19 protein-coding genes and 1 riboswitch are annotated in these 24,440 nt (G+C 70.7%); of the genes, 9 read left to right on the forward strand and 10 right to left on the reverse strand.

The features are described from left to right. Positions 1 to 82 precede the first annotated feature (82 nt). Positions 83 to 346 (reverse strand): hypothetical protein, encoded by a 264-nt coding sequence (locus ABZT74_RS16470; protein ID WP_356169777.1) that lies wholly within the window; start codon positions 344 to 346, stop codon positions 83 to 85. 327 nt (positions 347 to 673) lie between these two features. On the opposite strand from ABZT74_RS16470, the gene rlmN reads away from it, so the two are divergent. The 4 genes from rlmN (at position 674) to ABZT74_RS16490 (ending at position 5,767) form a co-directional block, all read left to right on the forward strand. After that, positions 674 to 1,780 (forward strand): 23S rRNA (adenine(2503)-C(2))-methyltransferase RlmN, encoded by a 1,107-nt coding sequence (gene rlmN, locus ABZT74_RS16475; protein ID WP_355867956.1) that lies wholly within the window; start codon positions 674 to 676, stop codon positions 1,778 to 1,780. Positions 1,781 to 1,821: 41 nt separating this feature from the next. Beyond that, a riboswitch (TPP riboswitch) is annotated at positions 1,822 to 1,927 on the forward strand. A 76-nt stretch (positions 1,928 to 2,003) separates the two neighbouring features. Beyond that, positions 2,004 to 3,092, forward strand: a complete 1,089-nt coding sequence (locus ABZT74_RS16480) for a thiamine ABC transporter substrate-binding protein (protein WP_356435522.1) — start codon at positions 2,004 to 2,006, stop codon at positions 3,090 to 3,092. After that, positions 3,068 to 4,744 carry an iron ABC transporter permease gene (locus ABZT74_RS16485; protein WP_356435525.1) on the forward strand — a complete coding sequence of 559 codons (1,677 nt, stop codon included), beginning with the start codon at positions 3,068 to 3,070 and terminating at the stop codon, positions 4,742 to 4,744. Before ABZT74_RS16480 ends, ABZT74_RS16485 begins: the two co-directional genes overlap by 25 nt. Then, complete coding sequence (locus ABZT74_RS16490; protein WP_355867962.1) at positions 4,745 to 5,767, forward strand: ABC transporter ATP-binding protein; 1,023 nt, start codon at positions 4,745 to 4,747, stop codon at positions 5,765 to 5,767. It abuts the gene before it with no gap. Positions 5,768 to 5,844: 77 nt separating this feature from the next. On the opposite strand, the gene ABZT74_RS16495 is transcribed toward ABZT74_RS16490, so the two are convergent. The 7 genes from ABZT74_RS16495 to ABZT74_RS16525 all read right to left on the reverse strand — a co-directional run bounded on the left by ABZT74_RS16495 (position 5,845) and on the right by ABZT74_RS16525 (position 12,843). Further along, on the reverse strand, positions 5,845 to 6,528 hold the full coding sequence (locus ABZT74_RS16495) for an LAETG motif-containing sortase-dependent surface protein (protein ID WP_355867964.1): 684 nt from the start codon (positions 6,526 to 6,528) through the stop codon (positions 5,845 to 5,847). Positions 6,529 to 6,687: 159 nt separating this feature from the next. Continuing rightward, entirely contained in the window at positions 6,688 to 7,803 is a 1,116-nt protein-coding gene (locus tag ABZT74_RS16500) for a Rossmann fold nucleotide-binding protein (RefSeq protein ID WP_356435528.1), read from the reverse strand. A gap of 134 nt (positions 7,804 to 7,937) precedes the next feature. After that, positions 7,938 to 8,345, reverse strand: a complete 408-nt coding sequence (locus ABZT74_RS16505; RefSeq protein WP_355867968.1) for a VOC family protein — start codon at positions 8,343 to 8,345, stop codon at positions 7,938 to 7,940. A gap of 132 nt (positions 8,346 to 8,477) precedes the next feature. Next, positions 8,478 to 9,971 carry a hypothetical protein gene (locus ABZT74_RS16510; RefSeq protein ID WP_356435530.1) on the reverse strand — a complete coding sequence of 498 codons (1,494 nt, stop codon included), beginning with the start codon at positions 9,969 to 9,971 and terminating at the stop codon, positions 8,478 to 8,480. Then, on the reverse strand, positions 9,953 to 10,690 hold the full coding sequence (locus tag ABZT74_RS16515; protein ID WP_356169792.1) for an ATP-binding cassette domain-containing protein: 738 nt from the start codon (positions 10,688 to 10,690) through the stop codon (positions 9,953 to 9,955). Before ABZT74_RS16515 ends, ABZT74_RS16510 begins: the two co-directional genes overlap by 19 nt. A 270-nt stretch (positions 10,691 to 10,960) precedes the next feature. After that, complete coding sequence (locus ABZT74_RS16520) at positions 10,961 to 12,343, reverse strand: aspartate aminotransferase family protein (protein WP_355867976.1); 1,383 nt, start codon at positions 12,341 to 12,343, stop codon at positions 10,961 to 10,963. Beyond that, a complete protein-coding gene (locus ABZT74_RS16525) occupies positions 12,328 to 12,843 on the reverse strand; it encodes an Lrp/AsnC family transcriptional regulator (RefSeq protein ID WP_081219687.1) in 516 nt (171 codons plus the stop codon). Before ABZT74_RS16525 ends, ABZT74_RS16520 begins: the two co-directional genes overlap by 16 nt. A gap of 188 nt (positions 12,844 to 13,031) precedes the next feature. Here ABZT74_RS16525 and ABZT74_RS16530 point away from each other — a divergent pair, with 188 nt between their 5' ends. The 5 genes from ABZT74_RS16530 to ABZT74_RS16550 all read left to right on the forward strand — a co-directional run bounded on the left by ABZT74_RS16530 (position 13,032) and on the right by ABZT74_RS16550 (position 18,693). Next, positions 13,032 to 14,471: a gamma-aminobutyraldehyde dehydrogenase gene (locus ABZT74_RS16530; RefSeq protein ID WP_355867980.1), complete on the forward strand. Its 1,440-nt coding sequence runs from the start codon at positions 13,032 to 13,034 to the stop codon at positions 14,469 to 14,471. A 190-nt stretch (positions 14,472 to 14,661) separates the two neighbouring features. Beyond that, a complete protein-coding gene (locus ABZT74_RS16535) occupies positions 14,662 to 15,852 on the forward strand; it encodes a spermidine/putrescine ABC transporter substrate-binding protein (protein ID WP_355867983.1) in 1,191 nt (396 codons plus the stop codon). 365 nt (positions 15,853 to 16,217) lie between these two features. Continuing rightward, a complete protein-coding gene (locus ABZT74_RS16540; RefSeq protein ID WP_356435533.1) occupies positions 16,218 to 16,889 on the forward strand; it encodes a DUF4097 family beta strand repeat-containing protein in 672 nt (223 codons plus the stop codon). A 32-nt stretch (positions 16,890 to 16,921) separates the two neighbouring features. Continuing rightward, positions 16,922 to 17,920 (forward strand): ATP-binding cassette domain-containing protein, encoded by a 999-nt coding sequence (locus tag ABZT74_RS16545; protein WP_356435536.1) that lies wholly within the window; start codon positions 16,922 to 16,924, stop codon positions 17,918 to 17,920. After that, a complete protein-coding gene (locus tag ABZT74_RS16550) occupies positions 17,917 to 18,693 on the forward strand; it encodes an ABC transporter permease (RefSeq protein ID WP_355867992.1) in 777 nt (258 codons plus the stop codon). Before ABZT74_RS16545 ends, ABZT74_RS16550 begins: the two co-directional genes overlap by 4 nt. Before the next feature lie 112 nt (positions 18,694 to 18,805). Here the strand turns inward: ABZT74_RS16550 and ABZT74_RS16555 are convergent, their stop codons facing one another. Together ABZT74_RS16555 and ABZT74_RS16560 are read right to left on the reverse strand one after the other, a co-directional pair. Then, a complete protein-coding gene (locus ABZT74_RS16555) occupies positions 18,806 to 21,754 on the reverse strand; it encodes a VCBS repeat-containing protein (protein ID WP_356435539.1) in 2,949 nt (982 codons plus the stop codon). After that, entirely contained in the window at positions 21,754 to 24,312 is a 2,559-nt protein-coding gene (locus ABZT74_RS16560) for a S8 family serine peptidase (RefSeq protein ID WP_356435543.1), read from the reverse strand. Before ABZT74_RS16560 ends, ABZT74_RS16555 begins: the two co-directional genes overlap by 1 nt. Positions 24,313 to 24,440: the final 128 nt, after the last annotated feature.

Below are 24,440 nucleotides of genomic sequence, written 5' to 3' on the forward strand. Positions count from 1 at the left end.
GTTCGCGCGTACCTACGACACCGCCCCTCCCGGTCGGATGATCACCACACGGTGAGTCATGTGACCGGGAGGGGCGGTGTCGTCAGTTCGGGCCGTAGGTGTGGGGCGGTCCCTCCTGCCAGTGCACCCAGGACGGGTCGTCGAGGAGGTCCTCGGCGTCCGGGAGGCCCGCACGGCGGAGGAACTCGACGAGGTCGGCGTCGCTGTGGGCGAGGCCGGCGCTCCGCGCGCGGATGGTGACGCGGCGGCCGCCGCTTCCGGAGGGGCGGCCCACGACGATGGGCGCGGCGGGGGCGTCCGCGTCGTCGGGGCCGGTGGGGTCGGATGATGCGTGGTCGTTGTTCACAGGACACCGAGATTTCCGGTTCGGCGATCGTGTCGTGTCGCCGGTGCGGGGCGGCTGCCGGGCCAGCCGGGCGTGGGCAGCGCGGGGGCGCTCCGGACGGGACACGTTATCGGACACGAGTTCGATTCTAGGTCCAAGCGGCATGTGGTGAGAGCACTCTGCCGGAACAGGCCGGTCGCGAGTGGCCCCGGCGGGCACTGTGCGCCGGTGGCCGGGCGGGGCGCAAGGGGCGGGGAGCCCCGAATCCGGCGGCTCCTGCCCGGTCCGCCCGCACCGGAACATCCGCGGCCCGGGTCATGCGATCCGATCTGCGACACTGGTACAGCCATGCCTAAGCCCGGAGAACTCACCTTTGTAGCGCCGCGCGGAGCCAAGAAGCCGCCGCGGCACCTTGCCGATCTCACGCCTGCCGAGCGCAAAGAGGCGGTTGCCGCGATCGGTGAGAAGCCGTTTCGCGCCAAGCAGCTCTCGCAGCACTACTTCGCCCGGTACGCGCACGACCCCGAGCAGTGGACGGACATCCCGGCCGCCTCGCGGGGCAAGCTCCAGGAAGCGCTGCTTCCCGAGCTGATGACCGTCGTCCGGCATCTGTCGACCGACCAGGAAACCACCCGCAAGACCCTGTGGCGGCTCTTCGACGGCACGCTCGTCGAATCCGTGCTGATGCGCTACCCGGACCGGGTGACGATGTGCATCAGCTCGCAGGCCGGCTGCGGGATGAACTGCCCGTTCTGCGCCACCGGACAGGCCGGCCTCGACCGGAACCTGTCGACGGGCGAGATCGTGCACCAGATCGTCGACGGGATGCGGGCGCTGCGGGACGGCGAGATCCCCGGTGGCCCGGCGCGGCTGAGCAACATCGTCTTCATGGGGATGGGCGAGCCGCTCGCCAACTACAAGCGCGTGGTCGGGGCGATCCGGGCCCTCACCGACCCCGAGCCGGACGGCCTCGGCCTCTCGCAGCGCGGTATCACCGTGTCGACGGTCGGCCTCGTGCCCGCCATCAACCGGTTCTCCGACGAGGGCTTCAAGTGCCGTCTCGCGATCTCCCTGCACGCTCCGGACGACGAGCTGCGCGACACCCTCGTCCCCGTGAACACGCGGTGGAAGGTGCGCGAGGTGCTGGACGCCGGATGGGAGTACGCCGCGAAGTCCGGGCGGCGCCTGTCCATCGAGTACGCCCTCATCCGGGACATCAACGACCAGGCGTGGCGGGGCGACCGGCTCGGCCGGATGCTCAAGGGCAAGCCGGTGCACGTCAACCTCATCCCGCTGAACCCGACCCCGGGTTCGAAGTGGACCGCCTCGCGGCCCGAGGACGAGAAGGCGTTCGTCGAGGCGATCGCCGCCCACGGCGTGCCGGTGACCGTCCGGGACACCCGCGGACAGGAGATCGACGGAGCGTGCGGTCAGCTCGCCGCGACCGAGCGGTAGTCTGAGACGCGTCCGTACAACGTCATACCCTTCACATCTTCATATTCCGACAGGGGAGCGCCACAGCGCTGAGAGTGCGGGACAGACCGCAGACCCTCTGAACCTTGCCCAGGTCATTCTGGGTAGGAAGTTCGGTCATCACTCAAGCTGTTGCGCCCTGCCCGGGATCCGTCAGAGTTCCCGGGCAGGGCCGCGTCTCTTCCTGGTCAGCCAGGAGGAATCAGTGAGCACCACCAGCAAGCGGTTCGCGGCGACGGCCGTCGGGCTGAGCCTCGTCACGCTGCCCGTCCTGTCGGCGTGCGGCTCGTCCGACGCCGGCGCCTCGGGAGACCCGAAGACCGTCACGCTCGTTACCCACGACTCGTGGGTCGTCTCCAAGAGCGTGCTCAAGGACTTCGAGAAGCGGTCCGGCTACACGGTCCGTGTCCTCAAGGACGGCGACGCCGGGCAGGCCGTCAACAAGGCGATCCTGACCAAGGACAATCCGCAGGGCGACGTCTTCTTCGGCGTCGACAACACCCTGCTGAGCCGGGCCCTCGACAACGGGCTCTTCCAGTCCTACGAGGCCAAGGGCTCCGACGGGATCGCCCAGCAGTACCGCGTCGACCAGGACAGGCACCGGGTCACGCCCATCGACTCCGGCGACATCTGCGTCAACTACGACAAGGCGTACTTCACCAAGCACGACCTGGCGCCGCCGAAGTCGTTCGACGACCTGGTCAAGCCCGCCTACAAGAACCTCCTCGTCACCGAGAACGCGTCGACCTCCTCGCCCGGTCTCGGCTTCCTGCTCGGGACCGCCGCGAAGTACGGCGACGACCAGTGGCAGGGCTACTGGAAGAAGCTCAAGGCCAACGGCGTGAAGGTCGTGGACGGCTGGGAGCAGGCGTACAACGACGAGTTCTCCGGGTCGGCCGGCGGCAAGAAGGCCAAGGGCGACCGGCCCCTCGTCGTCTCGTACGCCTCCTCGCCGCCCGCCGAGGTCGTCTACGCCGATCCGAAGCCCACCACCGCCCCGACCGGCGTCGTGGACGGCACCTGCTTCCGCCAGGTCGAGTACGCGGGACTCCTCAGCAACGCCTCCAACACCAAGGGCGGCAAGGCGCTCGTCGACTTCCTGCTGACCAAGGAGTTCCAGCAGGACATGCCGCTGAACATGTTCGTGTACCCCGTCACCGACACCGCCGAGGTGCCCGAGGAGTTCACGAAGTTCGGCCCGCAGGCCAAGGACCCGGAGACCCTGGCCCCCGCGAAGATCGCAGCCGACCGCGACCAGTGGGTCAAGTCGTGGACCTCGCTCGTACTGAAGTAGCCGGGCGGAACCCGCGCGCGGCCCGGCGGCAGGGCGCGACACGGCTCGGCCTCATGGCCCTGCCCGTCGCGTTCTTCGCGGTGTTCTTCGCCTACCCGGTGGTCGCGATCGTCGCGCGCGGGCTGCACGTCGACGGCGGCTGGCGGTTCGGCCGGCTCTGGGACGTCCTGGCCCAGCCCGACATCCGGCACGTGCTGTGGTTCACCACGTGGCAGGCGCTCGCCTCCACGGCGCTCACGCTGCTGATCGCGCTCCCCGGCGCGTACGTGTTCGCGCGCTTCGAGTTCCGGGGCAAACAGCTCCTGCGGGCCGTGGTGACCGTTCCGTTCGTGCTGCCGACCGTCGTCGTGGGCACCGCGTTCCTCGCCCTCGTCGGCCGGGGCGGGCTGCTCGACGAGCTGTGGGGCGTACGCCTGGACACCACGGTGTGGGCGATCCTGCTCGCACACGTCTTCTTCAACTACGCGGTGGTCGTACGGACCGTCGGCGGGCTCTGGTCGCAGCTCGACCCGCGGCAGGAGGAGGCCGCGCGGATGCTCGGCGCCTCGCGCCTCGCGGCCTGGCGCAGGGTGACGCTTCCGGCGCTCGCCCCCGCCGTGGCCGCCGCCGCCCTCATGGTCTTCCTCTTCACCTTCACCTCGTTCGGTGTGGTGCAGATCCTCGGTGGCCCCACCTTCTCGACCCTGGAGGTCGAGATCTACCGGCAGACCTCCGAGATCTTCGACCTCGGGACGGCGGCGGTGCTGACGATCATCCAGTTCGCGGCGGTCGGGGCGATCCTCGCCGTGCACGCGGCGACCGTCCGCCGCCGCGAGGCCGCGCTGCGGCTGGTGTCCGCGCGGACGACCGCGCGCAGGCCGCGCGGCGCCGGGCAGTGGGCGCTCCTCGCCGGGGTACTGGCGAGCATCGCCGTCCTGCTCGTGCTGCCCCTCGCCGTCCTCGTCCAGCGCTCCCTCGACGCCCCGGGGTTCCGCTACTACCGGTCGCTGGCCGACGACGACGGGGGCACCTTCCTCGTCGCCCCGATCGCCGCGATCGGCAACTCGCTGGAGTACGCGCTCGCCGCCACCGCGATCGCCGTGCTGATCGGCGGTCTGGCGGCCGCGGCCCTGACGCGCCGCGCGGGCCGTCTCGTACGGGGCTTCGACGCCCTGCTGATGCTGCCCCTCGGCGTCTCCGCGGTGACGGTGGGCTTCGGCTTCCTGATCGCCCTGGACGAGCCGCCCCTGGACCTGCGCGGCAGCTGGATCCTCGTGCCGCTGGCGCAGGCGCTCGTCGGGGTCCCCTTCGTCGTCCGCACGATGCTGCCCGTGCTGCGGGCCGTGGACGGGCGGCTGCGGGAGGCCGCGGCCGTGCTCGGGGCGTCACCGTGGCGGGTGTGGCGCGAGGTCGATCTGCCGATGGTGCGGCGCGCCCTCCTGGTCGCCGCCGGGTTCGCGTTCGCCGTCTCCCTCGGGGAGTTCGGGGCGACGGTCTTCATCGCACGGCCCGACAACCCGACGCTGCCGGTCGCCGTGGCCCGGCTGCTCGGGCGCGCGGGCGATCTCAACTACGGCCAGGCGATGGCCCTTTCGACGATCCTGATGGTGGTGTGCGCGGCCGCGCTGCTGCTGCTGGAGCGGGTACGCACCGACCGGACCGGGGAGTTCTAGATGCTGCTGAGCCTCAGGGCCGCGACCGTACGATTCGGCGGACGGGCCGTGCTCGACGCGGTCGACCTCGATGTCGCCGAGCACGAGATCGTCTGTGTGCTCGGGCCGAGCGGCAGCGGCAAGTCCACACTGCTGCGGACGGTCGCCGGTCTCCAGCCGCTGGACGCGGGCCGCGTGACGCTGGACGGGCGCGACCAGGCGGGCGTGCCCGCACACCGGCGGGGCGTCGGCCTGATGTTCCAGGACCACCAGCTCTTCCCGCAGCGGGACGTCGGCGGCAACGTCGCCTTCGGGCTGCGTATGCACGGCGCGCCGAAGAGTGAACAGGCCGAGCGGGTCGCGGAGTTGCTCGAACTCGTCGGCCTGCCCGGTGCGCGGAACCGGGCGGTCGCCTCCCTCTCCGGCGGGGAGCAGCAACGCGTCGCGCTGGCCCGGGCGCTCGCCCCGCGCCCCCGCCTGCTGATGCTCGACGAACCGCTCGGCCAGTTGGACCGCTCGCTGCGCGAACGGCTCGTCGTCGAACTGCGCGGCCTCTTCGGCGAGTTGGGCACGACGGTGCTCGCGGTCACGCACGACCAGGGGGAGGCGTTCGCGCTGGCCGACCGGGTCGTGGTGATGCGCGACGGACGGATCGCCCAGTCCGGCACGCCCCTTGAGGTCTGGCAGCAGCCCGCGGACGCGTTCGTGGCCCGGTTCCTCGGCTTCGACAACGTGGTGGACGCCACCGTGAGCGGCGAGGCCGCCGACACCCCCTGGGGGAAGGTCCCGGTGCCGGAGGGCGCCACGCAGGGGCCCGGCACGCTCCTCGTACGGGCCGCCGGCGTCCGGCTGGTGGCCCCGGCCGACGGGCTGCCCTGCACGGTCGCCGCACGCACCTTCCGGGGCACCCACGTCGCCGTACGGCTCCGGCCTCGGGACGCGCCGGAACTGGAGGCGGCGTGCGCGCTGCGGGAGGCGCCGGAGCCCGGTGAGACGGTCGGGGTGCGGTTCGACCCCGCGGAGGTCGTGCTGCTCGGCGGCTAGCTCCTCGGGTCCGGGGCGGAACGGACGTGTGGCCCGCCTCCGGGAAGGAGACGGGCCACACGGTCGTGCGGGGTGGGTCAGTTGGCCTTCGGGGCGCCACGGCGACGCATGCCGAAGAAGACCGCTCCGCCACCGACGACGACGAGCGCACCGGCGATACCGGCGATCATCGGGGTGTTGGAACTGGCGCCGGTCTCGGCGAGGTTGGACTCACCGGCCGCGGCCGACGGCGAGTTGTCGCCCGCGGCCGCCGGAGCGGTGCTGCTGCTCTCCTCGGCCGAGGGGGTAGCCGCGTCCGAAGGCTTCTCGGACGGCTTCGGGGTGTCCGAGGCCGACGGGGTCCCGGAAGGCGACGGGGACTCCGAGGCACAGCCCTCGGCCGACGTGGTGAGAGTCGGCGAGACGTCCTCGTTGACGAGGCCCGGGACGTCGACGTGGATCCGGTACTGGGCCTTGGGGCCCCAGTTCTCCGAGAACGTCACGGTGGCACCGTCACGGGTGCCCTTGACCTTCTCGCTGCCGATCTGCTTGGCGTCGGCGCCGTTCGACTCCAGGAAGACCGTGACGGTCGCTTCCTTGCCGGAGGCGTCCGTGTCGGTCACGGTGATGCTGCCCTTCCCGTTGTCGCAGGATGCGACGGCCGAGAAGTCACGGATGTTGCAGGCGAGTGCGTTGCCCGCCACGCCGAGCGCGAGCGCGGCAGAGGCGGAGGCAACGCCGAGGATTCGCACGGTACGTGCGGTGCGTCGAGATATGGACACGATTGCCCTTCACAGGTTGCGCAACTGCGGGGGGTGTCGGGGGATTTGCTGCGCTTCGTTCATTGGCAACAGCACCCCCACGAGTTTCACAGGTTTATAAGCGTTGCCTAAGGGCTGTCAATGCGTAGACGCCGGACCGCCGTTGGCTTTGCCGAGACATTAACCGGCAAGGTGTTTGAGTGCCTCCGGAGCGTCATCGATCCGGTCGACGAGAGCGATCCTCGACTCCATCGCCCGCTCCCGCGCCAGGGATTGGAGCAACGGCCAGGCGGGATGCCGCTCGGTCCAGTGGACCCGGTCCACGAGGACCATGGGAGTGGGCTCGCCCCGTGACTCGTAGTAGTTCGGCGTCGCGTTGTCGAAGATCTCCTGTACGGTCCCGGCGGCGCCCGGCAGGAACACGACTCCCGCGTTCGAGCGGGCCAACAGGCCGTCCTCGCGCGTTGCGTTGGCGAAGTACTTGGCTATGTGGACGGCGAACGCGTTCGGCGGCTCGTGGCCGTTGAACCAGGTGGGGATGCCCACCGAGGGCCCGCCGGACGGCCAGCGTTCGCGCACCGCGAAGGCGGCCCGCGCCCAGTCGGTGACCGACGGGGTGAACGACGGCGTCCCGGCCAGGACCGCGAGCGCCTCGTCGAGCATGCCGTCGTCGAAGGGGGCCGCGTACGCGCCGAGGTTGGCGGCTTCCATGGCGCCCGGGCCTCCGCCGGTGGCGACCATGAGGCCGGAGCGCGCCAGGTCGCGGCCGAGCCGTGCGGCCCCTGCGTACTCCTCCGTGCCGCGTGCCATCGCGTGGCCGCCCATCACACCGACCACCCGCGCTCCCGCGAGGAGTTCGTCGAGCGCGTCGGAGACCGAGTCGTCGTGGATGGCGCGCACCGTCGACGCGAAGATGTCGCCGTCCGCCCTGGTCTGCTGGAACCAGGCGTACGCGCGGGCGTCGGGCGTCGCCTCGTAGCCGGCTTCGAGCCCGTCGAACAGCTCGGTGGGTGAGTAGAGGCGGCCCCGGTAGGGGTCGAGGGGGAGGCCGGGCACCGGCGGGAAGACGAGGGCGCCCGACGCGCGGACCTTGGCCGCCGCCTCGGAGTCCATGGAGCAGCCGAGGAAGACGGTGTCCGTGGTGTCGGCGGCCAGCAGGGCCCGCGTACGGTCCGTCAGATCGATGGCCTGGATGCGGAACCGGGCGAGCGAGCCGCCCGACGAGACGACCTCGTCGAACTCGGCGAGGGACTCGATCTCACGGTCATGGGATGCGTGAAGAGGTGTCGGCTGCACCGGGCCATGTTAGGGGCGGCGGTCCGCGGCCCGGGCGGGTACCCGCAAGGCGGCCGGGAACGGCGGCGGGGCCGGTGCGCGAACCCCTGTACCGCGCTCCGGCCCCGGGACTCGAACCGGGAGTGGGTGGGTGCTCAGCCCTGGACCGCCGCCGGGTCCATCCACACGACCTCCCAGGAGTGGCCGTCCGGGTCGTCGAAGGACCGGCCGTACATGAAGCCCTGGTCCTGGGTCTCACCCGTAGACGAACCGCCGACGGCGATCGCACGGTCGACCAGCTCGTCGACCTTCTCGCGGCTCTCGGCGCTCAGACACAGCAGCACCTCGCTGCCCTTGGTCGCGTCCACGATCTGCTTCTTCGTGAAGTCCGCGTAGCGCTGCTTGCTGAGCATCATCGCGATGATCGTGTCGCTGATGACCACGCAGGCGCAGTCGTCGGTGGAGAACTGCGGGTTGATCGTGTAGCCGAGCTCCGTGAAGAACTTCTTCGAGGTGTCCACGTCGGACACGGGCAGGTTCACGAAGATCATCTGCTGGTACATCTGAGGTCTCCCGTTCGCGTTGTGCGGGTGGCGTTGTGCCGTTCGCAGGGTTAGACCGGTGGTCCGCGCGGAACTCATCGCACCGCGCGGGACATTTATCCGGAGATCCGGGCGGAGACCGCCGTGGGCCGGTCAGTTGATCAGCGGCAGGGCGGCCAGCTCGGCGACGGCCCAGGTCAGCGGGGCGAACGCGGCGAACAGTGTGCCGACCCGCAGGGCCGCCGCGGCACGCAGCGTCGCGGCGGGCGCCCCCAGCCGCAGCAGGGCCGCCGTGGTGTCCGCGCGCGCCTGCTTCGCCTCGACGGCGGCCGTGGCCAGCGTCAGCAGTGTGCACCCGGCGACGAGCAGGCCGCCGAGTGTGGTCAGCGGACCGAACGCGGGCCGGGAGCCGGTGTACAGCGCCGTCGCCGCGAACGCGCCCGACGCCACCGCGCACACCACGCCGAGCGGCTGCCCGATGCGCCGTGCCTCCGCCTGCAGCACCCGGCCGGCCAGCAGCCGCAGCGCGCCCGGCCGTACCGCCTGGAGCAGCCGCCCGCACAGATACGTGATCGCGGGTCCCGCGAGGGCGAGTCCGACCGCCGTCAGCACCCAGCCGGCCAGTACTCCGGCCGGACCGCCGACGAAACCGCCGGGCAGCGCCAGCGCGGGCGCCGGTCCGGAACGGCTCGCGTAGGTCTCCACGGCCAGCCCGGCCGCCACCGCGGCAGCACCCCAGGGGAGACCGTTCGGCGCGGTCTCCGCGGGCAGCTCCCGGGAGCCCGTCCGCGCGACCGGACGGGCGGCGGCGTCCGCACCCTCACCCGCGGCCTCCGCGCCGGTCCTGCCCCGGGTGAGGGCGCCGGAGCGGTCCTGTGCGCCGACGCGCGCCGGCGCCTCACCGGCGGCATGCTCCGCGTTGGTCCAGTGGACGCCGCTGCCGGCGGTGTCCGACGGTGACGCCTCGGACGCCTCCGGCACCTCGGGGGTCTCGGCCGGGGCGGCGGTGGCGGGCGTGCCGCGGCCGTCCGGCTGTGCGCCGGGCAGGACCGCGCGCGCGGGAGCGCTCGCGACCGCGGTCTGCCGTGCCGACAGCCAGGTCAGGCTGTACGCCCGCGCGGCGCCCTTCGTACGGCCGTCCCGCGGGCGCAGGGCCAGCGCGGCCGCGCCGGAGGCGGCGAGGGGCACCAGGGCGAGCAGGGTCAGAGCGGCCGGCAGGGGCAGCTCCTGGTCGACGGCGAGGAACTCGGCCGCCGACCCGTCGAACGGGATGCCCGTCAGATCGCCGCGCAGCTGCAGGAACAGGAGCAGCGCGAGCGCCGAGCCGAGCAGGGTCGACAGGGCCGTGGTGAGGGCGGAGACCGCCATCAGCCGGGCCGGGCCGAGGCCGACGGCGGACAGGCCGGGCCGGGGGCGGGTGCCGGGGTCGGTGCGGGCCACCGCGATGGCGAAGTAGACCGTGGCGGCGAGGGGAACGACGCACCAGGCCAGGCGCAGCGCGCCGGCGGCCGAGGCGTCCGGGTGGCTCATCGCGTAGCCCAGCGTGCACAGCAGCAGGAACCCGGTGCCCGCGGAGGCGGCGGCGACCAGGAGCCGGCGGAGCTGGACGAGGGGGCGGCCCGCGCGGGCTAGACGGAGAGCGAGCACGCGGCCCGGCCTTCCGTCTCGGCGACCGGCGGGAGGTGGACGGTGTTCACGCGCCGTCCGTCGAGCAGCGACACCGTGCGGTCGGCGAGGGCCGCGGTGTCGGCGTCGTGGGTGGCGAGGACGACCGTGATGCCGTGCGAACGGGCCGCCGTGGTGAGCGTGCGCAGCACGTGGGCGCGGTCGGCGCGGTGCAGCGGCGCGGTCGGCTCGTCGGCGAACAGGATCGTGGGGGCGGGGGCCAGGGCGCGGGCGATGGCGACGCGCTGCCGCTCCGCCTGGAGCAGGGCGTGCGGGCGCTTGCGGGCGCAGCCGCCGATGTCGAGGCGCTCCAGCCACTCCATGGCGGCGGTCTTGGCGGCCCGGCGGGCACAGCCGCGCAGCATCAGCGGGAGGGCGGCGTTCTCCCAGGCGTTCAGTTCGGGGACCAGGACCGGCGCCGGGTCGATCCAGCCGAACCGGTCGCGGCGCAGCCGTTCGCGGGCGACCGGGCCCATGGTGTGCACGGGCGAGCTGTTGAACCAGACCTCGCCCTGCTGGGGCAGCAGCTGGCCGGACAGGCAGTGCAGGAGGGTCGTCTTGCCGCTGCCGCGCGGGCCGCCGACGGCGAGGATCTCGCCCTCTCGGACGCCGAGCGAGACACCGCTGAGCGCGGGCGATCCGTTGTGCTTGACGTGCAGGGCGCGTGCCCAGAGCACGTCGTTGTCAGGCGGGGCCACCATCGCGTACACCTCGTTCAGATCTGATGTGCCTTGCCCGGCGGCCTCTTCGAGGTCGCTCGGTCCCCCGGACGGGGGAACGAAGGCAGGGCCGATCGGTCACTGCGCACGCTAGGGAGTCGCGGTCGGGAGGCCGGACAGCACGCGGCCCCGGGCCGCCCATTCTCACTCGAACGGGCGGCACCGGGGCCGGTGTTGATCAGCCGTACGGAAGCGCCGACGGCCCCGGCGCGTCGGCTCGGGGCCGGCGCGGCGGGGCCGTCGGGAGGTGGATCAGAGCTTGGTCCACGCCTCCGTCAGCACCTGACGGATGATTCCCTCGATCTCGTCGAAGGTCGACTGGTCGGAGATCAGCGGCGGCGACAGCTGGATGACCGGGTCACCGCGGTCGTCGGCGCGGCAGTAGAGGCCGTACTCGAAGAGCTTCTTGGAGACGAAGCCGTAGAGCACGCGCTCCGACTCCTCGTCCGTGAAGGTCTCCTTGGTGGCCTTGTCCTTCACGAGCTCGATGCCGTAGAAGAAGCCGTTGCCGCGGACGTCGCCGACGATCGGCAGGTCGTGCAGCTTCTGCAGGGTCTGCAGGAAGTTCGCCTCGTTGTCCAGGACGTGCTGGTTGAGGTTCTCGCGCTCGAAGATGTCGAGGTTGGTCAGCGCCACGGCCGCGGAGACCGGGTGACCGCCGAAGGTGTAGCCGTGCAGGAAGGTGTTGTCACCCTTGTAGAACGGCTCGGCGATGCGGTCCGAGACGATGGTGGCACCGATCGGGGAGTAGCCCGAGGTCATGCCCTTGGCGCAGGTGATGATGTCCGGGATGTAGCCGAACTTGTCACAGGCGAACATCGTGCCGAGGCGGCCGAAGGCGCAGATGACCTCGTCCGAGACGAGCAGTACGCCGTACTGGTCGCAGATCTCGCGGACGCGCTGGAAGTAGCCGGGGGGCGGCGGGAAGCAGCCGCCGGCGTTCTGCACCGGCTCCAGGAAGACCGCGGCGACGGTCTCGGGGCCCTCGAAGAGGATCTCCTGCTCGATCTGGTCGGCGGCCCAGCGGCCGAAGGCCTCGGGGTCGTCGCCGTGGATCGGGGCACGGTAGATGTTGGTGTTCGGCACCTTGTGCGCGCCCGGGACGAGCGGCTCGAAGGGGGCCTTCAGGGCCGGCAGGCCGGTGATGGACAGGGCGCCCTGCGGGGTGCCGTGATAGGCGACCGCGCGCGAGATGACCTTGTACTTCGTGTGGTTGCCGGTGAGCTTGTGGTACTGCTTCGCCAGCTTCCACGCGGTCTCGACGGCCTCGCCGCCACCCGTGGAGAAGAACACCTTGTTCAGGTCGCCCGGCGCGTAGTGCGCGAGGCGCTCGGCCAGCTCGACGGCCTTCGGGTGGGCGTAGGACCAGATCGGGAAGAAGGCCAGCTCCTGCGCCTGCTTGAACGCCGTCTCCGCGAGTTCGACGCGGCCGTGGCCCGCCTGGACCACGAACAGGCCCGCGAGACCGTCGAGGTAGCGCTTGCCCTTGTCGTCGTAGATGTAGGTGCCCTCACCCTTGACGATGGTGGGAACGGGCGCGTTCTCGTACGAGGACATGCGGGTGAAGTGCATCCACAGGTGGTCGTACGCGGTCTTGCTGAGGTCCTTGGTGCTCACGGTTATCGGGTTCCCCACATGTAGGTCTGTTTCTTGAGCTTCAGGTAGACGAAGCTCTCGGTGGAGCGCACGCCGGGCAGGGCCCGGATGCGTTTGTTGATGACGTCCAGCAGGTGGTCGTCGTCCTCGCAGACGATCTCGGCGAGGATGTCGAACGAGCCCGCGGTCATCACCACGTACTCGACTTCCGACATGGCAGTCAGTGCTTCGGCCACCGGATCGAGGTCGCCCTCCACGTTGACGCCCACCATCGCCTGCCTGCGGAAGCCCACGGTGAGCGGGTCCGTGACGGCGACGATCTGCATCACGCCCTGGTCGAGCAGCTTCTGGACGCGCTGGCGCACGGCCGCCTCGGACAGGCCGACGGCCTTGCCGATCGCGGCGTACGGGCGTCGTCCGTCCTGCTGCAACTGCTCGATGATGGCGAGGGAGACGGCATCCAGCTGAGGGCTGCCGTTCCTGGACTCGCGTGAGTCCCTGGGTTCCGCACTTCGACTGACCACGACCTCACTGTGCACGACGTCTCGATAGTTGCGCAAGGTTCGGGCGATGAAATTCGTTGTTTACGGGTACGTGACGTGCGGATTTCGCAGTTCTGGCGCGATCGGGGGTGTTGAAAACGTCGAGCCACGGATTAGGGTGGGGACTCAGGTATCTCAGGTACTGGACACCTGGGTCGTTGGACATCCGACAGGAGGGCCGGGCAGTGAGCACCGAGCTGCGTCGTCTGCGCAATTACATCGACGGAGAGTTCCGCGATGCCGCCGATGGAGGGACCACGGAGGTGGTCAACCCCGCGACCGGCGAGGCGTACGCGACCGCGCCGCTCTCCCGTGAGGCGGACGTCGACGCCGCGATGGCCGCCGCCGCCGCGGCCTTCCCGGCCTGGCGCGACCAGACCCCCGCCGAGCGCCAGAAGGCCCTCCTGAAGATCGCGGACGCGTTCGAGGAGCGGGCCGAGGAGCTCATCGCCGCCGAGGTGGAGAACACCGGCAAGCCGATCGGTCTGACCCGGTCCGAGGAAATCCCGCCGATGGTGGACCAGATCCGCTTCTTCGCGGGTGCCGCCCGCATGCTCGAGGGCCGCTCGGCCGGCGAGTACATGGAGGGTCTGACCTCGATCGTGCGCCGCGAGCCGATCGGCGTGTGCGCCCAGGTCGCCCCGTGGAACTACCCGATGATGATGGCCGTGTGGAAGTTCGCCCCGGCCCTCGCCGCGGGCAACACGGTCGTCCTGAAGCCCTCGGACACCACCCCCGCCTCCACCGTGCTGATCGCCGACATCATCGGCGGCATCGTCCCCAAGGGCGTCTTCAACGTCGTCTGCGGCGACCGTGACACCGGCCGCGCGATGGTCGAGCACCCCACCCCGGCGATGGCGTCCATCACCGGCTCTGTCCGCGCGGGCATGTCGGTCGCCGAGTCGGCGTCCAAGGACCTCAAGCGCGTCCACCTGGAGCTGGGCGGCAAGGCCCCGGTCGTCGTCTTCGAGGACACCGACATCGCCAAGGCCGTCGAGGACATCTCCGTGGCCGGCTTCTTCAACGCGGGCCAGGACTGCACGGCCGCCACCCGCGTCCTCGTGCAGGAGTCCATCCACGACGAGTTCGTGACCGCGCTCGCGAAGGCCGCCGCCGAGACCAAGACGGGCCAGCCGGACGACGAGGACGTGCTCTACGGTCCGCTGAACAACCCGAACCAGCTCAAGCAGGTCTCCGGGTTCATCGAGCGGCTGCCCGCGCACGCCAAGGTCGAGACCGGCGGCAAGCAGGTCGGCGACAAGGGCTACTTCTACGCCCCGACCGTCGTCTCCGGCCTCAAGCAGGACGACGAGATCATCCAGAACGAGGTCTTCGGCCCGGTCATCACGGTCCAGTCCTTCACGGACGAGGCCCAGGCCGTCGAGTGGGCCAACGGCGTCGACTTCGCCCTCGCCTCCTCGGTGTGGACCAAGGACCACAGCCGGGCGATGCGCCTGTCGAAGAACCTCGACTTCGGCTGTGTGTGGATCAACACGCACATCCCGCTGGTCGCCGAGATGCCGCACGGCGGCTTCAAGAAGTCCGGCTACGGCAAGGACCTCTCCGGGTACGGCTTCGAGGACTACACCCGCATCAAGCACGTCATGACGTCGCTGGACGCCTGAGGCGCACCGGCAGTGACGCGGCCCCGGAGGGATCGATCCCTCCGGGGCCGCGCCGTGCCGTCGGTGGGGCGCCCGCCGGGCGGGCCGTCCGGGCCTCCGGCGAAAGTGATCGACAGGGTGTCGGGTCGTGGGACCACCGCTCGACGCAGCGTCCATTGTTCGTGCCGGACGCGGGCGGCATGCTGCGGGCGTGCCAGTGATTCGGAACACCTCGCCCCTGTCCCGCCGGTCCCTGCTGCGCGCCCTCGGCGGAGGCGCCGCACTCGGCGCCCTGGCCGGCTGCGGGGTGCCCGCCGCGTACGTGAGCGCAGGGGAGCGCGCCGGAACCGACACGTCCGCCACGGACAAGCGACTGACTTGGGCGAACTGGCCGCTGTACATCGACACCGATGACAAGAACCCCACGAAGCGCCCCACCCTGGAGGCGTTCGAGAAGCGCACCGGGATCTCCGTCGACTACATCGAGGAGATCAACGACAACGACGAGTTCTTCGGCAAGATCAGCCCGTCGCTGATGAACCACCAGCGGACCGGCCGCGACCTCATCGTCATCAGCGACTGGATGTGCGCGCGCTTCGTCCGGCTCGGCTGGGTGCAGGAGATGGACCGGGCCAAGCAGCCCAACGTCGCCAAGTACCTCGACCCGCTGCTGCGTTCGCCCGCCTTCGACCCCGGCCGCGCGTCGTCCGTGCCGTGGCAGTCGGGCATCACCGGCATCGCGTACAACCGCCGCAGGGTCGGCCGCGAGATCAAGCACGTCTCCGATCTGTGGGCCCCCGACCTGAAGGGCCGGGTCACCCTCCTCTCCGGTCTGGACGAGGCGTTCGCGCTGCTCATGCAGGGCAACGGCGTCGACATCACCAAGTGGAAGGCCGACGACTTCCACCGGATGTGCGACCAGGTCGAGAAGCACGTGCGCAGCGGCCAGATCCGCCGCTTCACCGGCAACGACTACATCAAGGACCTCTCCAGCGGCGACGTCCTGGCGTGCCAGGCGTACTCGGGTGACGTGATCCAGCTCCAGGCCGACGACCCCGACATCCGCTTCGTCGTCCCCGAGGAGGGCGCCGAGCTGTGGGCCGAGTCGCTGATGATCCCCAACCTGGCCCGCCACAAGGCCAACGCGGAGAAGCTCATCGACTTCTACTACCAGCCGGAGGTCGCCGCGGAGCTGGCCGCGTGGGTCAACTACGTCTGTCCGGTACCGGCCGCGCAGGACGTCCTCGCGTCCTCCAAGGACAAGGACACCGCCGCCCTCGCCGAGGACCCGCTGATCTTCCCCGACGCCACCATGCGCAAGCGCCTCGCCATCGCCCGCGACATCACCTCCACGGAACGCACGGAGTTCGCCAAGCGCTGGAACGCGATCGCGGGTTTGTGAGGCGGGGGCCGACCGGGCGTCGGCCCACCCCCTGGCCCGAAGGGCGCCGAGACTCAGGTCCGGCGCCCTTTTTCATGGCCCCGCATCCCGTGGTGCTGGTGCTGGTGCTGGTGTCGTGCCGGTCCTGCGGGTGCTGTCCGCGCTGCTGCTCCCGCATAGCGTTCACCGTCAATCGTTGCAACGCGTGCTGCGGGAGTCTGTTGCGTTATCTCCGAATCCATTGCAACAACTTCTCCGCATCCACCTGCGTTTATGGCATTCAAGCGCAATGAAGGCGTTGTCGAATCCGTGAAGGCAACGTAGCGTTTCTCTCATCGGAAAACGCGGACGCCGTAGGGCGCGCGATGCAGGAGAAGGAGAGCACGATGCAGAAGTTCGACAGCCCCGCCCCCGTCTCGGCCGTCATCGACATTCCCGCGGGCCGGATCCAGGTCATCGCCGCCGACCGGTCGGACACCACGGTCGAGGTGCTGCCCGCGAACGCCTCCAAGAGCCGCGACGTGAAGGCGGCGGAGCAGGTCACCGTCACCTACGCCGACGGCGTCCTGCGCATCGGGGCCGCACCGGCCAAGAACCGCATCCTCGGCACTGGTTCGGGGTCCGTCGAGATCACGATCCAGCTTCCCGTCGACTCCCGCGTCGAGGCCAAGGCCGCCGCGGCGGAGTTCCGGGGAGTGGGACGCCTCGGCGACGTCACCTTCGAGGGCGGCTACCGCACGGTCAAGATCGACGAGGCCGCGAGCGCCCGTCTCGCCGGCCACGACGCGACCATCACGGTCGGCCGTCTGAACGGTCCCGCGGAGATCAGCACCCAGCGGGGCGACCTGTTCATCACCGAGGCGGTCCGCGGTGCCGTCACGCTCAGCACACAGCAGGGCGACATCACCGTCGGCGCCTCCCGCGGCGTCTCCGCCTCCCTGGACGCCGGCACCAGCTACGGCCGGATCAGCAACGCCCTGAAGAACACCGACGGCACCCCCGGCCTGACCATCCGGGCGACCACGACCCAGGGCGACATCACCGCCCGCAGTATCTGACCTCGCGACAGCACTGCTTAAGGAGCAGCTCCATGACCAACCTGGCCATCGCGGCGCACGGGTTGCGCAAGTCCTTCGGTGACAAGGTCGTGCTCGACGGCGTCGACCTGATGGTTCCCGAGGGCACCGTGTTCTCTCTGCTGGGTCCGAACGGTGCCGGCAAGACGACGGCCGTGAAGATCCTCTCGACGCTCATCACCCCGGACACGGGTTCGGGTCAGATCCACGTCGGCGGCCACGACCTCGCCACACAGGCGCAGGCGGCCCGCGCGGTGATCGGGGTGACGGGCCAGTTCTCGGCGGTGGACGGTCTGATCACCGGCGAGGAGAACATGCTCCTCATGGCCGACCTGCACCACCTGTCCAAGGCGGAGGGCCGGCGCACGACGGCCGAACTCCTGGAGCGCTTCGACCTGGTGGAGGCGGCGAAGAAGCCCGCCTCGACCTACTCGGGCGGGATGAAGCGACGCCTGGACATCGCGATGACCCTCGTCGGCGCCCCGCGGATCATCTTCCTCGACGAGCCGACCACCGGCCTGGACCCGCGGTCGCGTCACACCATGTGGCAGATCATCCGGGAGCTGGTCACCGGCGGCACCACGGTCTTCCTCACCACGCAGTACCTGGAGGAGGCCGACGAACTCGCCGACCGCATCGCCGTCCTGAACGACGGAAAGATCGCCGCGGAAGGCACCGCCGAAGAACTGAAGCGCCTCATCCCCGGCGGACACATCCGCCTGCGCTTCACCGACCCCACCGCCTACCAGAGGGCCGCGGACGCTCTCACCGAAGCCGCCCGCGACGACGAAGCCCTCGCCCTCCAACTCCCCAGCGACGGCAGCCAACGCGAACTGCGCTCCATCCTCGACTGGCTCGACGCGGCCGGTGTGGAGGCGGACGAACTGACCGTCCACACACCCGACCTGGACGACGTCTTCTTCGCCCTCACCGGCGACACCACCGCGCCGCACCAGCCGGCTCAGCCCACTCCAACCACCCCGACCGCCCCGACCAAGGAGACCGTTCGATGAGTTCTCTCTCCCTCGCCGTGCGTGACTCGTCGACGATGCTGCGCCGGAACCTGCTGCACGCACGCCGCTACCCCTCGATGACCCTCAACCTGCTGCTCACTCCGGTGATGCTCCTGCTGCTGTTCGTCTACGTCTTCGGCGACACCATGAGCGGCGGCGCGGGCCGCTCCGCCTACATCGCCTACATCGTCCCGGGCATCCTGCTCATGACGATCGGCTCCACGGTGGTCGGCACCGCCGTCTCGGTCTCCATGGACATGAACGAGGGGATCATCGCCCGCTTCCGCACGATGGCCATCCACCGGGGCTCGGTGCTGTTCGGGCACGTCGCCGGAAGCGTGCTGCAGGCGATCATCAGCGTGGTGGTCGTCGGTGCCGTCGGTGTCGCGATGGGCTTCCGGTCCACGGACGCCACCGTCCTGGAGTGGCTCGCGGCCTTCGGCCTGCTCGCCTTCTTCGCCCTCGCGTTCACCTGGATCGCGGTCGGCATGGGCCTGGGCGCCCCCAACGCCGAGGCGGCCAGCAACAACGCGACGCCGCTGATCCTGCTGCCGCTGATCTCCAGCGCCTTCGTCCCGCTGCACTCGATGCCCGGCTGGTTCCAGCCGATCGCCGAGTACCAGCCCTTCACCCCCGCCATCGAGACCCTGCGCGGACTGCTCCTGGGCACGGAGATCGGCAACAACTGGTGGATCGCCCTCGCCTGGTGCGTGGCCCTGAGCGTCCTGGGATACCGCTGGTCCCGGGCACAGTTCGACCGCGACCCCAAGTAGGCCACCAGGATGCGTCGAACCGACCGCGGACCACACGACAGAACCCCCGGGCATCGCCCGGGGGTTCTGTCGTACGGAGGCCGTGGACCGGAGTCGCCGGCCACCGGGCGGGTCAGGAGAGCTTGAACGTGACGACCTGGTGGAGGGCGTTGTCCTGGGTCAGGAACCGGCCGCCGATGCTCTCGGCCATCCGGTCCGACGTCGTCTCGTCCGTGTTGAGCGACAGGACCTCGGTCACACCGTCGCCGTCGAGGTCGGCGGCGAGCGTCTCGCCTCCGCCCATGACACCGCCGCTGCCGAGGAACGGCGCGTAGGCGCCCTCGGCCGTGTCGAAGACGCTCGGGTCGTAGGCGTAGACGCCGCCCTCGACCGTGCTGATCAGGAGCTCGCGGCCGCCGGGACCGGTCGCGAAACCGCCACCGAGGGCTGTCGGCACCGTGAAGACCATGGCGTCGGTCGTGCCCTCACCGCTGTACCGGCGGTAGGACGCCGTGCCGGCCTCGTACAGGCTCCCGTTACCGGTGAAGAACCCGTGGTGCGTCCACAGACCGCCGGCGGTGGCGCCGTGCAGCACCTCACCGGTGCGGCCGTCGCGGATCTCCACGTAGTTGAACAGGCTGTTGCCGTCGGTGGCGTCGGCTCCGGCCCGCGCCATGATCTCCCACACGTAGGCGACCGCGTGGCCGCCCGCGTACGGGATCTCCCGGGACGTGAAGACACCGTCGTTCGGGATGGCGGCGTGGATCACGCCGTCGGTCGAGTCCGACGGAGCCGTCGGCACGATGTCCCACTTGGCCTTGCCGGTCCTGGCGTTCAGGGCCACCGCGGCCACCGCCGGGTGGTCCAGGGTGATCGCGCCGACGCTGGAGTACGAGGCGTAGACCCTCCCGTCGCCTGCCGACGGGTCGGTGAAGACGACGTCGCCCGCGCTCTTGGGAGCCGCGTACGACCACAGCCTGTGGCCGTCGCCGTGGTAGGCGTCGAGGCTCTTCGTCGGGACGAGGATGTCCAGTTCGCCGTCGCCGTCGAGGTCGGCCAGCTTGGCCGAGCGGACGTACTGGCCGCCGCCGTCGATGGTGGCGAGCGTCTTGCCGGTCCTGCCGTCGAGGACGACGACCGCGGTGTCGGCGGCGACGACGATCTCGGGCCTGCCGTCGCCGTTGACGTCACCGGTCTCGATGTCGGAGACGGCGCCGGGGACCGTGGCCTGCCACAGCTTCTCCGGCTTCCCGGTGACCAGCGACGGACCGGAGTAGGCCCACACGCCGTCCGACGAGCCGCCCATGACGACGTCGGACACGCCGTCCTTGTCCAGGTCGACGGCCTTCGCGTGGGAGACGTCGGCCTGCAGCGGTGTCAGGCTCTGCCGCTTGCCGTTGACGAGCCCGTAGGTGCGGATGTTCTGCGTCTGGTCGATCACCCGCACGTGGGTGCCCTGGTCGTCGGCGAAGACGTCCTGGTACATCGGAGAGGCGCCGAGGCCCTTCTCCTGCCAGCTGACCTCGCCCTTGGCGGAGAAGACGGTGAGCGACGCGAGGCGGGCACCGCCGGTGTTCTCGGCCGTCTGGAGCTTCTCGTCGTCCTGCGCGGCCGTGACGAGCCTGCCGTCCACCATCTGCAGGCGCCAGATGCTCGCCCCGTCGTTGACGTTGTCGGCGGAGCGCTTGAGGGTGTTCGACCACAGCACCTTGCTCGGGTCGGTGCCGTTCAGCACCCGCACCGTGCTGGCGTTCACCCATAGTTCGTTGTCCAGGGACGACTCGGCGACCGCGTACTCGTCGCCCGCCTTGGCTGTGAGGTCGCCGATCGTCAGTGCGGTGGGCAGCACGTTCGCGCGGCTGTCCAGCGTCGTGCGCCGGCCGGTCCTCGTGTCGTACGCGGCGACCTCGTAGCCCACACCGTCGGTGGACTCGGCCTGCTCGACGGCGACGAGCCGTTTGCGGCCGGCGTCCACCCGCAGCTGCCGGCTGTAGAGCAGGCTGTCGGTCTGCCAGGTGACCGAGCCGTCGGCCAGGTCGAGGGCGAGAGTCCGGCCGCGCGGGGCGACACCGGCCGCCGCCGCCCGGTCCCAGGAGACGGCGACCTTGCCCTTGCCCAGCTTCTGGATGTCGCCCCAGTTGGCTTCGCCGGCCTCCTGGGTGTCGTACGTCCACGTCGAGTCCGCGGTCAACTTCCCACCGGCGTACGAGAACCGGGTGCCGGTCAGAGTCGCCGTGTCGGCCGCCGGGGAGTTGAGGCTCATCCGCGGCGCGTCGGCGACCAGCAGGGTGCCGTCGACGATCTTCACCATGGTCGCGTAGTTGTAGAGCTTCGACCAGAGCGTCGCGCCGGTCCTGCCGTCGACCACGGTGACGAACGTGCCGGTGGGCAGCGACGAGCCGGGCGAGGTGAACGGCCGGTAGGGAGCCGAGCCGACACTGGCCGTGAAGGCCAGGTCGTCGGTGCCGTCGCCGGTCAGGTCACCCGTGTCGAAACCGGAGTCCGAGGTCGGCGAGAACGGCGAGACCGCGTTGTAGCCCATCAGGATGCGGGCCGGGTACGGCTCGGTCTGCCACGGGCGGACCGGCTTCACCTGCCAGTCGGCGTACAGCGAGGCGTTGGTGCGCTCCCACACCGAACTGCCGTCGGCGGCGTGCCGTTGCACGTTGCCGAGCGAGTTGAGGGTGAGGTAGTCGCCCTTCGTGCCGACGGGCACGGTCGCGCCCATGCCGCGCACGCCCTCCAGCGCCGACGTGTTGGTGAAGGTGACCTTGGTGGCCGGGTCGACGCCGGTGGCCGCGTCGCCCGGCTTCGCGCCGCTGCCGGAACCCGTGGCGGACTCGGTGCCGTCGCCCGCCGGCTTCGGCTGATCCGCGGGCTTCGGGCTGATCCGCGAGTCGTCGTCGCCGTAGGCGTCGAGCGTGACGTGGGCGGCCAGCGTCTTTGCCTCGGCGCTGGTCAGCTTCATCGCTCCGTCACCGCCGTCGGCGGCCAGCGCCTGCGGCGCGGCGCTCAGGCACAACCCCGCCGCGACCAGGGCGGAGGCCAACTGCAGGCCCCTGCGCGAGTGGTGGGCTCTCATCACTTGGCTCCCTGCGTGAAGCGGACGGCCGAACCGTCGGTGAGGACCGACTGGTCGAAGGAGTACTGGAGGGCGTCGCTGCCGGCCTGGTTCTGGATGCCGACGGTGGCGCCCGCGCCGTGGTCGGCGACCGACTTGTACTGGAGGGTCACGGCGCCGGTGGCCTCGTCGAAGAGGACCTCGAAGGTGGCGCGGCCCGTGGTGCCGGTGGCGTAGGCGGCGTCGTTCCACACGACGGCGAACGTGCGGCTGCCCTTGGTGCCGGTGGTTGCCGTCTGCACCGACGACTTCTTGTCGAGCGTCAGGTCGTCCCAGAGCGGCGCGATGAACCCGTTGGGGTTCCTGACCGTGGGCAGCGCGGTGTTGGTGTAGTCACCGACGCGCGGGGCCAGGAAGTTCACCAGGCCGTCGGTGGTGACGGAGGCGGTCGAGTAACCGACGCCGTAGTGCTTCACCGAGAACGGCAGCGCGATCGTCGTGGCGTCCTCGTCACCGCTCAGGGCGACCTTCTTGGTGCCCGCGATCCAGGAGTACGCGGCCGGGGCACAGCTGTTCCCGGCGGCGTCGGAGCGGGCCGGGACCCGGACGTCCTTGGTCAGGTCGCCGGCGGCGACGGTGGCGGCACCGGAGTAGACGCCGTTGCACAGGGTCGGCGCGGCGGGCCGCACCGTCAGGGTGTATTTGCCCTCGGCGATCTTCGGGAACGTGTACGCGCCCTTGGCGTTCGTGGTGACCGGGGCGACCGGCGTGCCCGTCACCTCGACGCTCGCGCCGGCCAGCGGCTTGCCGGTGACGTCGAGGACGGTGCCGGTGACCTTGTGGGCGGCGACCGCGGCGAGCGCGAAGTCCTCGGTGACGGAGCCGTTCTCGGTGACCGCGACGCCGGTGGCGGAGCCGTCCGCGTAGCCGTAGCCGCCGACCGTGAAGTCGTACGTGCCCGGAGCCAGCGACAGCGAGTACGAACCGTCGGTGCCGGTGCTGACGGTGCGGGTGCCGGAGCCGGCGTTCGTCGCCTTGACCAGGACGCCGGACAGCGCGGCGCCGGTGGCCTTGTCGGTGACCTTGCCGGTCACGGTGCCCGCGGTGTGCGGGGCCTTGTCCACCGACGCGAGGATGTCGAGCTTGCCCTGGCCCCAGACGTTGTTCACGTCGGCGGTGCCGCCGCAGTGGGTGTCGTCGACGTCACGCGCGCCCTCGTCGAGCAGGTCCCGCGTCTCGTCGATGTTGCCGATCAGCGACGGGGCCGCCGACCACAGCAGCGCGACCGCGCCCGCGACGTGCGGGGTGGCCATCGACGTACCGGATTCGGTGTTGTACGAGGAGCCGGGCCAGGTCGACTCGACCGCGACGCCGGGCGCCGAGATGTTCGGCTTCATCGAGCCGTCGACCAGCGACGGGCCGAAGCCGGAGAACGAGGCGATCGTGCCGGTGGAGTCGTACGCGCCGACACCGTAGGAGGTCTCCTGCGAGCCGGGGGCGTGCGCCGTGGAGCAGGTGACGCCGTCACCGTCGTTGCCGGCCGCGAACGCCTCGAAGATGCCCGCGGCGTTCCAGGACTGGACGATGTCCTGGTAGAACGTCGTGTCGCCGCCGCCCCACGAGTTGTTGACGATGTTCGGCGCCAGGTCGGGGCGCGGGTTCCGCCCGGTGTGGTCGGTCGGGGCGAGGATCCACTGACCGGCCGCGAGCAGGTTGGTGTCGGAGCAGGAGGACGCCTCGCAGCCCTTGGCGGCGATCCACGTGGCGTTCGGCGCGACGCCGATGCCGTGCTTGCCGACCATCGTGCCCATGGTGTGGGTGCCGTGGCCGTTGTTGTCGCACGGGGTGCCGTCCGAGGGGCAGGTGCCCGAGGGGTCGTAGAAGTTGTAGTCGTGCGTGAACGTGCCGTCGCCGTTGTTGCCCCGGTACTGGGCCACCAGGTCGGGGTGGTCGTACTGGACGCCCGAGTCGACGCTGGCGATCACGATGCCCTCGCCGCGGGTGCCGTACTTGTCCCAGACCTGGTCGGCCTTGATGTCGGAGACGCCCCACTCGGGGGTGTCGTCGCCGTTCGCGGAGGAGTCCGTACGGGACTTGGTGATCTTCGTGTCGGCGGTCCGGACGTCGTCGAGCCTGTACGTCCGCTCCTTGACGACGGACGCGACGTCCGAGCGCTTTGCCAGCTTCTCGACCAGGTCCTGACCACCGGTCACCTGGACGGCGTTGGCGATCCAGTAGTCGGTGTGGCCGACCTTCCGGCCGTCGAGGAAGGCGTCGATCGACTTCTGGCTGGTCCTGGCGTGCGCGCGCAGCTCGCCGTAGGCGGCCTCGGCCTTCGCCGCGTGGGACTTCTTCCTCTTCACGGAGGACAGGTCCGCCCGGTCCTTCAGGACGACGAAGAAGGTGGCGTCGCCGCCCTTGGCGACGGCGGCGGAGAGGGCGGAGTCGACCTTGGCCGACGGGGCGGTGCCGGAGTCGGCGGCGGCCGCGGGCAGCGGCGCGGTGAGCAGGGCGGCCGCGGTGAACGCGGCCGCCGCCCAGGCGGCGTGTCCGCGCCGAGGCGGTCGGGGCAGGTGCATCGAAGTGCTCCTCCAGGAACGGAACGGGGGAGCCCGGACGCTAGACAGGGGCCGTTACTCGGGCATTACAGGGCCGGGGGACGGCCATCCGACGAACACTCCCCGGCCGGAGCGCGAACGTCACCGCC

Source organism: Streptomyces sp. NPDC005302, assembly GCF_040607345.1.
Taxonomy (GTDB): Bacteria; Actinomycetota; Actinomycetes; order Streptomycetales; family Streptomycetaceae; genus Streptomyces.

What these genes read in the sequence shown, in the direction of transcription:
- ABZT74_RS16515 (WP_356169792.1), bottom strand. Translation starts at nt 10,690, where the DNA reads ATGGTGGCCCCGCCTGACAACGACGTGCTCTGGGCACGCGCCCTGCAC.
- rlmN (WP_355867956.1), top strand. Translation starts at nt 674, where the DNA reads ATGCCTAAGCCCGGAGAACTCACCTTTGTAGCGCCGCGCGGAGCCAAG.
- ABZT74_RS16555 (WP_356435539.1), bottom strand. Translation starts at nt 21,754, where the DNA reads ATGAGAGCCCACCACTCGCGCAGGGGCCTGCAGTTGGCCTCCGCCCTG.
- ABZT74_RS16490 (WP_355867962.1), top strand. Translation starts at nt 4,745, where the DNA reads ATGCTGCTGAGCCTCAGGGCCGCGACCGTACGATTCGGCGGACGGGCC.
- ABZT74_RS16540 (WP_356435533.1), top strand. Translation starts at nt 16,218, where the DNA reads ATGCAGAAGTTCGACAGCCCCGCCCCCGTCTCGGCCGTCATCGACATT.
- ABZT74_RS16505 (WP_355867968.1), bottom strand. Translation starts at nt 8,345, where the DNA reads ATGTACCAGCAGATGATCTTCGTGAACCTGCCCGTGTCCGACGTGGAC.
- ABZT74_RS16550 (WP_355867992.1), top strand. Translation starts at nt 17,917, where the DNA reads ATGAGTTCTCTCTCCCTCGCCGTGCGTGACTCGTCGACGATGCTGCGC.
- ABZT74_RS16560 (WP_356435543.1), bottom strand. Translation starts at nt 24,312, where the DNA reads ATGCACCTGCCCCGACCGCCTCGGCGCGGACACGCCGCCTGGGCGGCG.
- ABZT74_RS16545 (WP_356435536.1), top strand. Translation starts at nt 16,922, where the DNA reads ATGACCAACCTGGCCATCGCGGCGCACGGGTTGCGCAAGTCCTTCGGT.